This is a genomic window from Pseudoalteromonas phenolica (genome assembly GCF_044788725.1).
GTDB lineage: Bacteria > Pseudomonadota > Gammaproteobacteria > Enterobacterales > Alteromonadaceae > Pseudoalteromonas > Pseudoalteromonas phenolica_C.
Genome location: NZ_CP173161.1, coordinates 1601143 through 1614593, shown reverse-complemented (window position 1 = coordinate 1614593; position 13451 = coordinate 1601143). Strand labels below are relative to the sequence as shown.

Below are 13451 nucleotides of genomic sequence, written 5' to 3'. Positions count from 1 at the left end.
TTATGAACGCATTTACTACTCTTAAAACTCAGCCTGCTGCAAACTTAACTTTTGCAACTGAACAATTGCCTTACGCTTCAAGTCAAAAATTACTTGAAGGTAACGAGCCCGCATTACAGCTAATGCGCAATCTAATACTTAACCCAATTCAACACATCGATCTTGGTGCTGACATTGACGAAGCAAGCCTAATATTGAATCGTACGCATCATAAAGTGAGTTTTGTAGTTGATGCGCAAAACAACATTGTTGGGCTAATTTCAAATGCAAGAATAGGCAGTCGTTACATTTTAACCATTGCAGATAGACTTAATTGCCATCGTAAAGACTTAAATGTCGGCGACATCATGATCCCAATTAAGTCATTACAGCAAATTTCATTTAAACAAGTCGAACAATCTAATGTCAGTAATCTTGTTAAGACAATGGAACAAAGTGGCGCAGACTTTTTGTTAGTAATTGATGATACAAACTCATCATTTGTTGGTTATTTTGATTTTATCGATTTAGCAAAAATCTGCGGCGCAAATATCAACACCGTCAAACCCGCAAACAAATTCAGTGACATAGTAGACACCCTACTCCATCACGCAGAGATTTAACCATTATCCCAAAGTAATGTATGTTAAAGTTCAAAGCGCCTGAGGGCGCTTTTTTTACGTATAATTAGATTTAAGCTTGGTGAAGTAAAGTACGACAGGGCACAAGGTATTTACGGCATACCCGAATATTATGGCGGCATTCAAAGCGCGTTGCTTAATAAAGGCGCCGTTATTACAAGAACGGTGCACACATGGACTTTATCTTCAGTATGGCCGACCCAGATTTAAGTGTTGAGGACGAGAACAAATTAAAAAGCGTCATCAAAGACAGTTAAGGCGTTGGTAACTTTAGAAGTTTGTTTTTTAACTTTCGCAGTAACAAAGCCTATGCAGAGAAGTTGATTACGAGCACCCCAGTTGGTGACATATCTACAAAAGACGAATTTGAACGCATTAAGAAAATCACCCTTAACGACATGTTAAGCATGCACCGAGCGCAAGAAGCATTGAGCGGTCAAAGCTCTGGCGATTCACCGGGCTTTGGTGATTTAGATAAAATCACCCGTGCTTACTACAACAACGAGGTTGTGCCACTGCAACAAACCATGCAAGGCATTAACCGCTATTTACCTAGCCACCTACACATTGATTTTGCAATACCTGAATACTCTGACTTACACCCAAGCAAGGATGCCGAATAATGGACTTTATCAACCTTAAACAAATTATACAGTTTGTGATTATTAGTATGGCCGCGGCTGCTGTCCAACTCTACTTATCTCCACACGCGTTTACTTTTGGCCGTTATTTTTTTAATGCGCTCATGGCACTACTCGCGGCTTATTAGGTATCAAGCTTTTGTGACTTTTGGCAAGTGGCAGAAAGCGCCCGACATGGCTTTATTGGTGTCGGTGCATATTTGGCCCCGCACCTCTTTAATGGCCTGAACAACTTGGGGCAAAGGTTTAGTAAAGATCCGATGAACATGATTGATAAATTTAGGGTTAAGTGATGAGCTGGCTATCAAATATTTTCAACGTAGGTACCGCTGAACCAGTTAAAGCAGTTGGAGATGTACTCGACGAATTGTTTACCTCAAAAGAAGAAGAGTTAACTCTTGAGACTGTAAAGCAACAACTAGCGCAAAGGCCACAACTGGCCCAAACCAAAGTGAATGAAGTGCAGGCAGCACACCGCAGCATTTTTGCTGCGGGTGCTCGACCTTTCTTAATGTGGGTGTGTGGCTTCGGCTTTTTATTTGCCTTTGTGATCAACCCCCTTCTCACTTGGCTCTTTCCTGAAATGGGCAAGCCCGAAATACCTCTTGCTGTAATGCTTGAGCTTACGCTTGCAATGCTCGGCCTTGCTGGGTTGCGTACAGTAGAGAAACTGAAAGGCGTGAGTAAGTAAATTAATTTTTTAAAAATAGACATTAATTTTGATTATTAATGTCTATTATTCATCAACAATTAATGATTGAACTTCATTAAAGTGTTGAAACATAAAAAGCGCTTTGTTTAATAACCTTTATGTTTACAGTTTGGAACTTCCATAGACATACAATTACTGTCTCTAGTCGCGTCACCACCACCGCCACCACCGGTACCAGTTCCACCACAACCCCAATAAGTTTGAAAGTTTGTAGTATTAGGAGTAAGACCTCCACCTACTACTTGAGGGGTTAAATCACCAGGTATAGCTCGAGAATCTCTTGATAAATTCTTAAGCGTTTTAGTATTTAATTTGATTTTTAGTGACATTATTAATTTCCTGTTATTAATATCTTTAACAAAAAACAACAAAACTGCATGTAGAAGTAAATAAATGATAAAACCAACCTTGAAACATTATATTTTCTTCACAATATTGCTGTCACATCTATTTTTATTGAAAAAAACTAATGCAGTCAACATGTTTTTATCTAAAAAAGGAACTACCCATAAATTTTATCTAGAGTCTCTTGAGAGATAACACACATTGCGGATGAAACTTCCAAATCAGAAAGCAACTTTGAGATTGCTCAATTTAATGCAAAGGCAAGACGATGTGAGCAAGCAGAGCAAAACGACGCTGACTATGACTTACTGGTTCTCAAGAACCGTGACAAAACCTTTATGGATGAAATCATTATTTTGTTCTTCTTAGGTTTATTTGTCTGCCATTTTATACCAGCCATGCAACCCTTTATGGCTGCAGGCTGGAAAGCAATGGACTATGATGGTGCGCCCTGGTACTTCGAGTTTGTTGGTATTGCCGTTTCAACACTTGGGCTTATGAGGTTGTTTAGGGCTTTTTGGGGTGGTCGCAAAAGATAACCAATAAAATGCAATGAAAGTTACCTACTTTTTATATTTCCTATACAACTTTAATGCTTGATTTAACCTAAAATATGTACTCAATGAAGTATATGAAATTACCATAAAGTTAATTAATGTAAAGATGTACAATATAAACCCCTGACGACCACGATTCGAAAAATCAAATTCAAGGTAGTCAATCAAAAATATTCCTGCAAACGCAACATAAGCTGAAGACACCGATATCAAAAGAAAAAAACATTTTTTAAAACAAAAGCCTTTGATTATCATGGCGTTTTTTAATTTAAACACTTTGTGTTCAGCGCAAAATATCAAGTAAGTTTTACCGTAAACATAATTTAGAAAGTCAGTTGATGGCGTTTTTGATCGAAGTAAAAAATTTATGACCGGATAATCAATTATAAAGCCGTATCTATTTAGAAATAGCTGCTCAATCGTATAATGGTACTTTGGTGTACCTATCTTTTCGATTTCACATAATAACTCAGATATCCTGTCTTTTTTTGAGTTATAACGCTCAAAGGAAAACTTTCTCACTGCGACGAAAACTGCAATAACAGCTATTGCAAATGAATGAAACTCGGGGCTAAAAGGTGTGATTTTCAGAAAAGCTACAATACTTTTTTCCATTGGTTATCCTTAATTTATTAAAAATGTCATCCTAGAGCATTTTTAGTTAATAACGGCTCAACTAACGAGCCTTTTTTACGAAGTTAGTTAAATCTAACTCTTTAATCTTCTCTACAATAACTGCCTTTTCTTCTAATGTATTTATCGCCACAGAAAAATTTGGCATTTGAACACCATTTGCAAGTGCCGCCGCTTTTTTATCCATACCTCTGACTAAGTAATCGTTAAGCGCATTGATCAAACTCTCACTTTGTATTCGAGTTAACGATAAAAGCAGCTCAAAGCGCTCTTGGGTTTGCATTCCTTTAAATAAGTATTTCATAAAATAGCTATGAGTTAAGTCATAATTATTTAAGTTTATTTTGATTTTCAATTTTTACAATGAATTTTAGGGTTTTGTTGTCACTTTCATGTCAAACCGTGTCACAACTTTGACATTCAGATCCTTTACAATAATCTTCTAGATCCTTTATTTACTTGGCTTAGCTTTAATATGGCTGTCACTAGGCTTGTCAATTTGAAGCATTTTTTGTGCGAAAGCGGAAGGCGAGGAGGAGTGATTTTTTTGGCACTTTGGTTTCTGGCTAGATGTTCTGACGGTTGTTTGCCAGCACATCAACCACTGTATATAATTACAGTTCTTTATTTTGGTATTTGGTGCAGAGTTATGAGAGTGAATTGCCCTAACTGTGAAAGCAAAGCAATCATTACATCGAGAGAGAATCAATCAGCAGACGTTGCTGATTTATATTGTTCATGTACAAATACTAAAGAATGTGGGGCAACATTTGTAACGACAATCGCATTCAAACATTACTTAAACCCACCAAGAAAAGACACGGCACAAATGGCCGCGTCTTTAATTAAGAGATTATCAAAAAATCAACAGCTTCAGTTGCTAAACTCATAACTTATTCTATCGGGTAAACCTTAGTGTTTGCTTCACTAACAATTCTTTTTGATAAATCTTTAAGTAAAGATTCACCATGAGCGGATTTTGGTTTAATACTGGCTTTTTGTTTATTCCAAGCAGTGTATTGACCTCCCTTAATTTGATAAAAAGGGTCCGTTGATAAGGCAAAAGATTGGCAAGCCTTCCAAGTACGTCTTGCATAACATTTGCTTCTATAATTTGAGACGTAAGTATCGATCCCTGCTTTAACTACCTGAACAAAACTATCTGGATAATACGCACCTCTATAGTGACTCTCAGCACTCAGTTTGAACATTTCCAGATAATGGATATTAAATATCCTTGTGTTATGACCTATCTGAAAATTTAATTGAGCTGAATAATCTCCGATATTTTTATCATAGTTAAATGACACAAAGTAAACCTGGTCTTTAAATAAATTATATGGAGAACCGACAAACAAAGTTGTGGTGTAATTTTTAGACGAATCGCTCAAATTAATGTCAGATGTAGCATCTGCATTACTTGGGAGGTTATGTGATATGTATTTTATCTTTGGTGCTTCTTCACTCCCATCATCAATTACCACATCAATATCCAGAGTAAAGTCGCCAGAATACGAATAAACATAATCAGCAACCTTGCCGACTTTGAACATTAGAAAAAGTGTTTTTGGGTGATCAGGGTGTGAAAAGAAAATCCCAGTTTCAGGTGAATAAATTTGACTGTGTAAGTTAGGCTCAAAGACAAAACCAGTATTGTTTTTTACTTCAGCCGCAGTAGGTAGTCTAGAAGCTGCTTCACAACCTAAATCGAAGATATAACAAGTTGGCTTTGTAACAGCATGGCTATTTAAGGTCAAAGCTAAAATACAAAAAGCAAATATATTTTTTAGTAATGTGTTCATTTAAATTTTCCTTATTTAAAATTATTTACCTTTAAAGGCAATTAAACATTATCAAAAATTCACTTAAACATGTTAAGTTTATTAAATTATTTTGTTATTAAGTGGCCTGAAAGATCATTACAATTTTTGAGCTTACCTTGATAAGTAAAATCGAACAGAGGGTCGGTTTTGATTATTCCAGCTTGAAAAAGTGCAGCCGTTGCAATAACAAAAGTCAGAATTATAATAACAAGCTGTAAATTAGACGATTGACGATATCTATTCTCTTCTGTCAAACGGTTTTCTAAGGACTTTATAGCCTTTCCAGTAAGAATATATTCGTTATTACCAACAACATTCAATTCACCTTCCGAAACAAAACTATCGAGATATAAATTAATTTTTACTTTAATGTCATCAAAACTGTCATGTAGAAAAATCATTCCACCATATTTGTATTCCATATAATTTAGAACACAAAAGCTTGAAGGGTTGTCTTCCCACATGTTTAGTAGATCTCTTAGAATTTCATACCTTTTATCAACAATTAGTTTTGTTTTTTGATATTGATTTAACTGATACTCTTCCCACATCAGCCTCAGGTTAGTACGTAGTTTATCTATTCTAAAAGATAATCCCTTAAGCCAGAAGGTAGGAATACTATTGTATTCGTACTCATCACCCTTGTAGTAATGTCGAATTAATAAATCATTCTTTTTAATATGGCTAAGTGGTACAAACTCTTGAATATCTTTCATATTAGTCTCAGAGTTATACCTAATAACTTCTAAAGTATCGTCTTCAATACTTTCTACTAACGACCACTTTCCGTCTTCAATAAGAAATACTGAGTAAAAATCATTATTTACCTCATCTCCACCACCAGTTGGAATTCTTTCAGGTGCTGGTTTTTTAAGTGTCTTTCTTAAAGTTTTTTTAGTTAAAAAAGTCATAATTGAGTTCGCAAAAATTCTTATGCCATTAACCCCACATCCCACCTGTCGTCTTGGCCTATTGCTGAAGCTCTACCTTGTAGCACCAACTCAGCCAATTCAAGATCACCAATGAGAAGCAGATTTTTATTAAATTTATTACTAATCGGTAGTTCCCTTTGCTCTTGTTCTGCAAAGGTAAATGCCAAATCTATCACTTCTCTTGCGTGTGACCAATGTTCGTTTGTAGGTTCTGCAGGAATAAACTGTTCTAGGTCATTAAACTCAACTTTCTTAAATGATTTAAGTTTGCCGCCTTGCATGTGGTAAACCCTTCGGCCAACTAACACATGGCCTTTTTGCTTCATTTCTTCTAATTGCTCAATACTGAGCACATCCCAATCGGCCTTAGCTGTGTTTTGTGCCTGGTACCTAAGTTCGTCGGCCTGTTTTTGGGCGAGCGAATGCGCCAAATGCTCGGTATATTCTTTTTTGCGCTCTTTTAGCTGTGCTTGCTTATCAAATACAAGCAACTGATCACCCTTAATTTGATAAATTTGGTCGTTTCTTCGCACCTTATAGCCGTTCAATATATCCTTTTTGAACGCTCTGATCTCTTTATCATCAAAACCGATCATATCGAGCAATAATTCTTCTCTATGCCGCGTGGCGCTTAGCGTACAATTATTCCCACTAGTCCAAGATAGGTCGGCGGAGCCGACGTGGGTAGTGTCTGCCTGTGCGGTTTTTGCTGCGGTACCTTTCAGTTGCCTTTGCCATTCGACTAAACGGGTTTTGAGTGTGCTGTTGCTAAGTACATGCACTACCCCTTTTATGTGTTTAACGGTTTCGGCATAGTCATTACCCAGCTTGGTTATTTCGTAGTGAGTTTTAAAATTAGCATCGCGACCAATGCACATACCGCCTTGTAGTTTTACGTAGTCTTTCCAGCGGGCTTCATCGGCGGCTTGGCGTATGGGTTCTATATGTTCGTTATTGGTTTGGGTGCGAATTCGGCGTAATTCACGGTAAACGGTTACGCTTGGCGAACCTAAAAACTGAAACTGCCTAATTCGCCAGGTACTCGCCCAAGCCAAAACAGGGTTAATGTTGTTTTTGATGACTTTGCCGTTTTCGTCAAACTTGGTAAAGCCCTCACCCGTTTCGTCGTCTAGATGGTCTAGCAGCTTATAGCCGTCGATATTCTTAGAAATATATTTGGCAATATAACTGGCTGCACTGCCCTTGCGCTTATCAATGATCACCGCTTCAAAGCGTGGGCTAAATGTTCTAAAAAACTTATTAGGCTCTTTAGGCTTTTTTCCCTTACTTTTTAAAAAGCCGTACTCTTTACGCTTTTGCTTATAAAGCTTGAATAATTCAGTTCTTCGAGTTCGTCTTTAAGTGTGAGCTCTGGATAAAAGCCTAGTGACATAAACACTGACTTGCATTCGCATCATAAATAGTATTGCCAAAGTACAGTACCTTTTTTATTACGTTTTACGTGTAGGTCGTCTCTGTGAGATAATAAATGTGGTTCGTCTGTCTTGTTTGCAAGGTTTCTCAAGTTAGCGTCGGTAAAAGGCATTAAATTTTTATACGCACTTTGTATTTTTTGTGTACACAGTCATATACCCACTTGCAGATAATTACAAGAAACACAGCGATACTACTCGAATAACAATAGATGGATAAGTTACTGAATTTATGAACGAAAGCATACAGCAGCACACACAAGAAAACGTTGAAGATATCCCTACTATCTATTGGCACGACTATGAAACTTGGGGGGCAAGCCCACAAAAAGACCGCCCAAGTCAATTTGCAGGTATTCGCACAGATTATAATTTGAATATTATCGGTGAGCCTTTAATTGAATACTGCAAACCAGCTCCAGATTATTTACCTCACCCTGAAGCATGTTTGATCACTGGGATCACTCCTCAACATGCGCTTAAACATGGCTTAGTTGAAGCTGAATTTATGGCGAAAATCCATGCTGAGTTTAGTCGCCCTAATACTTGTGTGGCTGGCTACAACAGTATTCGCTTTGATGATGAAGTAACGCGTTACTCACTGTATAGAAACTTTTATGACCCATACGAGCGTGAATGGCAAAACGGCAATAGCCGCTGGGATATCATTGATCTTGTTCGTGCTTGTTATGCATTAAGACCTGAAGGTATCGAGTGGCCATTAAAAGAAGATGGTTCGCCAAGTTTTAAACTCGAAGAGCTAACCGTTGCCAATGGCATCGAACACGCAGCAGCCCACGATGCGCTGAGCGATGTAACTGCGACGATTGCGCTGGCTAAGTTAATCAAAGAAAAGCAGCCAAAACTATTTAATTTCTTCTTTGGATTAAGAAATAAGAAGGCATTAGCTGATCTCGTTGATGTTTATAACATGCAACCACTGGTGCATACTTCTTCACGTATTCCTGCGACTCAAGGCTGTACAAGTTGGATTGCACCAATGAGCTTTCACCCAGTGAATAAAAACGCTGTGGTGTGTTTTAACTTAACTGAAGATCCACAAGTGCTGCTTGATTTAGACGTTGAGCAATTACGTGAGCGCCTTTATACAAAACACGCTGATTTAGGCGAAGATGAATTGCCAGTTGGCCTTAAGTTGGTGCATTTGAACAAGTGCCCTATTTTGGCGCCAGCTAAAACCCTACTTCCTGAAAATGCAGCACGTTTAGGTATAGACAGAGAAAAGTGTCTTGAGAATTTAAAAGTGCTAAAAGCACATCCTGAGTTAAGAGACAAGGTAGCCGAAGTATTTAACGATAAAGCAGACTTTAGCAGCACAACGAATCCAGATTACCAGCTTTATAATGGCTTTACCTCAAAAGCAGATAAAGCCAAGTTTGCGATGATCAGAGACGCGGCACCTGAGTCTTTAGGTTCATTCGATTTAGAGTTTGATGACGCCAAATTTACAACTATGCTATTTAGATACAGAGCCCGTAACTGGCCGCACACATTGACGCCGCACGAATTAGATGTATGGCGTAAATATTGTCAGAACAAGTTGATGCATGGTGAAGATAGCCCTTCTATCGGCGCTGAAGACTTTATGTTAACGCTAGAGAATTTATTGCATCAGCATGATGGTAACGAAAAGAAAATGAGCATTTTAAAATCTTTGTACATGTATGCACAAAGCTTGTAAGTCTTAGCTCGAGTGAAGACGGTTTTTTAGCGCTAATTTCCTCAACTTTAAATATTTCACAAAAAAGCCCGTTTAAAACGGGCTTTCTCTTTTTAAGCACTAACCAAGTGAATAATTAGTTTATGCCAATGTATTTGTGTACTTGCACCGATAAACGCCAGTTTTTCTTTAAACACGTTTCGATAGCCAGTTTAGTCGCTTTGGCTTTTTGGCTGATTGGCTGTAAGTAAATCAGTTCTGGTCTTACACCAGTTTGCTCGAAGAGCGCTTCAAGTTCATCAACATGCTTTTGCATTGCGATTGGGTGTTTGATCTCATTTGCTCTTTGCATGGCTGACGTCAGCACATCATAGCCGCCGCGCATGTTGATTTTCGGCGATACAGTTACCCAGGTTGATTCAGGTGCCAAGATTTCAAAGGTGCCACTGGTTTCAATTTGTGTGGTGTAACCAGCCTCATGAAGTTGCTCGCAAAGAGGCACTAAATCGTACATACAGGGTTCGCCACCAGTAATAACCACATGCTTAGCTAAATAACCGCGCTCTTTGAACAAATTGATGATGTCGTCAATGCTAGCATTTGCCCACTTTTCAGAATCAGCTTTCTTTTCGACTGTTTCGCCTAAAGTTACAAGATACGTGTCGTTGGTTTCCCACGTTTGTTTGGTATCACACCAAGCACAACCCACGGGGCAGCCCTGCAAACGCAAAAATATCGACGGCACACCAGTAAAACTCGCTTCACCCTGGATGGTTTCAAAAATCTCATTAACTTTGTACAAAGCAGCTCCAATACAACATAGCAAACTCAAAAAATCGGCCGTGAAAATTGTTATTTTTTCAGCGGCCGTGTAGTATATCGCGCCCTGAAGCAAACCTCTATCAAATTCGAGGCAATAATCTTATGAGTGAAAAAGTCGTCGTAATCTATTCTGGTGGAATGGACTCTTACACAGTATTAAACAAAGCAATTAAGTCAGGCTTTGACGTGTATGCGTTATCGTTCAACTATGGCCAGCGCCATGTGAAAGAGCTAGAAGTCGCTGCGAGTGTCTGTGCTGATTTAAACGTGCACCATAAGGTTGTTGATATCTCTGCTATCAATCAGCTTATTGGCGGATCATCACTTACCGATGACATTGAAGTACCAGAAGGCCATTACGAAGAAGAAAGCATGAAGAGTACGGTTGTACCTAACCGTAATATGATCTTACTTTCTTTGGCTGTTGGCTATGCAGTATCACTTAAAGCTAACAAAGTATTTTATGGCGCACACTCAGGTGATCATGCCATCTATCCAGATTGTCGCCCAGAGTTCGTTGAAAAGATGAGTGACGTGTGTCGCATCGCTAACTACGAAGAAGTTGAAATTGTTTGTCCGTATTTAAATAATTCGAAGATTGAAATTTTAACCGATGGCCTAAATATGGGCTTAGATTATAGCAATACATGGACTTGCTATAACGGTCGTGAAAAAGCCTGTGGTAAATGTGGTGCCTGCCAAGAACGTTTAGAGGCATTCTCATTAAATAATGCAAGCGACCCACTTCCTTACGAAGCTTAAGTTTTTATTTTGTGCAACTGCAATAATGTATTGCAGTTGCACAATGCTTTAACCTTATTTTATCCCATATCCTCTCTTCTCTGACTTTTGTCACTAACCAGATTATGTAAGACTGCTATTCTAAAATTAGAATAATTAGCAGGAGTCAGTTATGTCAGGAACAACCATGATCGTGATGATCGTTTTCATTTGTGTTGGCTTAGGTGTTGTTGGTGATTGGGTAAAACGCTACCTTGCGTTAAAAGAAAAATCACTTAAACATACCGCGGGCACAGATGAAATGAAAAATGAAATCGCATCTTTGAAAAGCCGTATTGAAACACTAGAAAAAATTGTGACTGATGAAGGTTATCAACTTGATAAAAAGATCAGCAATTTATAGTACTTTTAGTTAGTAGTTTAGTTCAGCTACAAACTCACTTGGAGACTGCTCTGGCACAACTAAAACCAGTTGCTTTTTGGCACGTGTTAATGCCACATAGAACAGTCTTCTCTCTTCAGCATATTTAAATCGCTCAGCCTCAGGAAGAAGAGCTTCTAAAATCGGCGCTGTTTTCACTCTAGATGGTAACGATTTATTCTCTAAGCCAACTAACAACGCGTAGTCGGCTTCTTTACCTTTTGCTGCGTGGAATGTCATCTGAGTAATAGAAAGTTGCTGATAATGGCTTTGAATTGCTTGTAGTGTTTGTTTATCAAGTAATGAGGCATGATTCCTTGCCAAAATAAGGACACTCGCGTTAACTGGCGCTTGATTGGCAATGTAACCGAGCGCTTCAGATATTCCTTGCATTATTTCACTGTACTTAACTTCTTTGACAGCTGGAAGAGAGCATGAAGAAAATGCTTGAATAGATTTAGTCAGTTGCTGCGGGTTAGCACAAATAAACTCTGCAGATAAATCTAATAATGACTGTGAATAGCGAAATGTCTTATCTAACTGCGTCGTAGTGGCATGCCCAAAGTGCTTTGCAAACTCGGTGGTATAACGAATATCACCACCATTAAAACGATAGATAGATTGCCAATCGTCCCCTACGGCGAACAGTTGACTACCTGTAAAGCGGGCCAGTAAAGATTTCACTAACTCGGCACGGATAGGAGAGATGTCCTGAAATTCATCCACCAAAATGTATTTCCAACTAGGCTTGAATTGCCCATTGACGACATATTGCATCGCTCGGATGATCATGTCATCAAAATCAATACTATTTTCATTTTCTAGATAGAGGTGATACTCAGTTAAAAAGTAGCGAATTATAATCAAGTCATCCGCAAACTGTGATTCTATTGTTTTCAACTTATCAAGCGCATGTGCTTGTTTGTATAAACTCACAAGGCTAATAATAAGCTGCACAAATTTATGCCTGTGTGATGAACCCAAAAATGCCTGTAACTCACCATTAAACTTAAACGCTAAATTTCGATTTATGAAGCCATTAAACAGCTGCTGAAATGCTGGTTCACTGTACAACGCTTGTAAGGTGTCGAGTATAAAAGCAGTTTTCATTTGTGTGTTGGTGGCGAGTTCAGATATTTTTGGGTGAGTGCCTTCTACTTCAGAGATTATATGTTTGCCTAAACCATGAAATGTCATGACTTGTTCTTTGGTATTTAACCGTGCTTGCAATTCGTCACAAGCATCACTGCCGTAGGCAAGTATTAATACATTCTGAGCTTTTGCTTGATTAGTGTGCAGTAAGTACTTAAATTTTGCAGTGATCACACTGGTTTTGCCTGTACCGGCACCTGCCAGTAGAAGCTGTCGATCATCTTGAATAATGCAGGCTTTTTGCTGCGCAAAGGTGAGCGGGTGTTGTTCTAGAGCATCAAAAAATTCTTTGTGCTCTGCCATCTGAAACTCAATAAAGCTATTTTTGAATTCTTCGAGATCTTTGCTTGTCCAGCTTTTCAACTCACTAAGTGTCGCTAGTGCCATACTCACATCAGGTGTTAATTTACATACTAAGCTTCGAGTTAACCAGCCAGTGGCTAACTCAGCGACTTTCTCTTGAATAGCAAACCATTTACGAACTGATAAGAAACTATTTTTAAGTAATTTTTCAATCTTGTCAGTGGTTTGAAGTAAATAGCTTTTATGAACGTTACACCAGAATTTATCTAAATTACTCTGACAGTCAGAAGTTGTAGCAAAACGATACGTATAAACCTCGTCACTTGCCTCTAGCACTATCTGTAAAGAATGGCTAAATGGGGTTTTGTCTAGCCTTGGAGGGCACATCAAATCTTGCCATGAATATACTAACATATCGTTATGTAGCTGTAAGATGAGTTGTGACTCAGTTAACTCAATCGCCTTGAGCTTATTTCTAAGTGATACTGCTGTGTTTGAGTAGATCAAGGTGTTGCTTCGATGAGCTTAAAGATAGCTTATGTTAATCAAGCATCTTGATTAATAAAAGCTTTTTAAGAAAATTATCGTGTCAGATTTTAGACACAAAAAAGCCAGCATTAAGCTGGCTTTTTATA

At 38.2% G+C, this 13451-nt stretch carries 14 protein-coding genes and 2 pseudogenes; 8 read left to right on the top strand and 8 right to left on the bottom strand.

What is annotated here, in order from left to right; genetic code table 11:
- Positions 1 to 2: 2 nt before the first annotated feature.
- The 3 genes and pseudogenes from ACH784_RS07415 to ACH784_RS07405 all read left to right on the top strand — a co-directional run bounded on the left by ACH784_RS07415 (position 3) and on the right by ACH784_RS07405 (position 1952).
- Entirely contained in the window at positions 3 to 602 is a 600-nt protein-coding gene (locus ACH784_RS07415) for a hypothetical protein (RefSeq protein WP_404394701.1), read from the top strand.
- 63 nt (positions 603 to 665) lie between these two features.
- Positions 666 to 1243, top strand: a pseudogene (locus ACH784_RS07410) (phage portal protein); the annotation flags it as partial.
- Between the two features lie 310 nt (positions 1244 to 1553).
- On the top strand, positions 1554 to 1952 hold the full coding sequence (locus tag ACH784_RS07405) for a 3TM-type holin (RefSeq protein ID WP_404394700.1): 399 nt from the start codon (positions 1554 to 1556) through the stop codon (positions 1950 to 1952).
- Between the two features lie 107 nt (positions 1953 to 2059).
- On the opposite strand, the gene ACH784_RS07400 is transcribed toward ACH784_RS07405, so the two are convergent.
- On the bottom strand, positions 2060 to 2302 hold the full coding sequence (locus ACH784_RS07400; RefSeq protein WP_404394698.1) for a hypothetical protein: 243 nt from the start codon (positions 2300 to 2302) through the stop codon (positions 2060 to 2062).
- Between the two features lie 240 nt (positions 2303 to 2542).
- On the opposite strand from ACH784_RS07400, the pseudogene ACH784_RS07395 reads away from it, so the two are divergent.
- Positions 2543 to 2857: pseudogene (locus ACH784_RS07395) on the top strand (hypothetical protein); the annotation flags it as partial.
- A gap of 24 nt (positions 2858 to 2881) precedes the next feature.
- On the opposite strand, the gene ACH784_RS07390 reads toward ACH784_RS07395, so the two are convergent.
- On the bottom strand, positions 2882 to 3490 hold the full coding sequence (locus ACH784_RS07390; protein WP_404394697.1) for a hypothetical protein: 609 nt from the start codon (positions 3488 to 3490) through the stop codon (positions 2882 to 2884).
- Between the two features lie 61 nt (positions 3491 to 3551).
- Entirely contained in the window at positions 3552 to 3812 is a 261-nt protein-coding gene (locus ACH784_RS07385; RefSeq protein ID WP_404394695.1) for a PapB/FocB family fimbrial expression transcriptional regulator, read from the bottom strand.
- Between the two features lie 345 nt (positions 3813 to 4157).
- Between ACH784_RS07385 and ACH784_RS07380 the strand changes: the two genes are divergently transcribed.
- Positions 4158 to 4400: an ogr/Delta-like zinc finger family protein gene (locus ACH784_RS07380; protein WP_404394693.1), complete on the top strand. Its 243-nt coding sequence runs from the start codon at positions 4158 to 4160 to the stop codon at positions 4398 to 4400.
- Between the two features lies 1 nt (position 4401).
- On the opposite strand, the gene ACH784_RS07375 is transcribed toward ACH784_RS07380, so the two are convergent.
- The 3 genes from ACH784_RS07375 to ACH784_RS07365 all read right to left on the bottom strand — a co-directional run bounded on the left by ACH784_RS07375 (position 4402) and on the right by ACH784_RS07365 (position 7486).
- On the bottom strand, positions 4402 to 5310 hold the full coding sequence (locus ACH784_RS07375) for a hypothetical protein (RefSeq protein WP_404394692.1): 909 nt from the start codon (positions 5308 to 5310) through the stop codon (positions 4402 to 4404).
- A gap of 86 nt (positions 5311 to 5396) precedes the next feature.
- Positions 5397 to 6242, bottom strand: a complete 846-nt coding sequence (locus ACH784_RS07370; RefSeq protein ID WP_404394690.1) for a hypothetical protein — start codon at positions 6240 to 6242, stop codon at positions 5397 to 5399.
- A gap of 20 nt (positions 6243 to 6262) precedes the next feature.
- Positions 6263 to 7486 carry a hypothetical protein gene (locus tag ACH784_RS07365; RefSeq protein WP_404394688.1) on the bottom strand — a complete coding sequence of 408 codons (1224 nt, stop codon included), beginning with the start codon at positions 7484 to 7486 and terminating at the stop codon, positions 6263 to 6265.
- A 442-nt stretch (positions 7487 to 7928) separates the two neighbouring features.
- Here ACH784_RS07365 and sbcB point away from each other — a divergent pair, with 442 nt between their 5' ends.
- Positions 7929 to 9398, top strand: a complete 1470-nt coding sequence (gene sbcB, locus ACH784_RS07360; protein ID WP_404394686.1) for an exodeoxyribonuclease I — start codon at positions 7929 to 7931, stop codon at positions 9396 to 9398.
- Positions 9399 to 9513: 115 nt separating this feature from the next.
- Here the strand turns inward: sbcB and queE are convergent, their stop codons facing one another.
- Positions 9514 to 10179, bottom strand: a complete 666-nt coding sequence (gene queE / locus ACH784_RS07355) for a 7-carboxy-7-deazaguanine synthase QueE (protein ID WP_349286021.1) — start codon at positions 10177 to 10179, stop codon at positions 9514 to 9516.
- 122 nt (positions 10180 to 10301) lie between these two features.
- On the opposite strand from queE, the gene queC reads away from it, so the two are divergent.
- Entirely contained in the window at positions 10302 to 10961 is a 660-nt protein-coding gene (gene queC, locus ACH784_RS07350) for a 7-cyano-7-deazaguanine synthase QueC (RefSeq protein ID WP_404394683.1), read from the top strand.
- A gap of 151 nt (positions 10962 to 11112) precedes the next feature.
- Complete coding sequence (locus ACH784_RS07345) at positions 11113 to 11343, top strand: hypothetical protein (protein WP_404394682.1); 231 nt, start codon at positions 11113 to 11115, stop codon at positions 11341 to 11343.
- Positions 11344 to 11352: 9 nt separating this feature from the next.
- Here the strand turns inward: ACH784_RS07345 and ACH784_RS07340 are convergent, their stop codons facing one another.
- On the bottom strand, positions 11353 to 13323 hold the full coding sequence (locus tag ACH784_RS07340) for a UvrD-helicase domain-containing protein (protein ID WP_404394680.1): 1971 nt from the start codon (positions 13321 to 13323) through the stop codon (positions 11353 to 11355).
- Between the last annotated feature and the right edge of the window lie 128 nt (positions 13324 to 13451).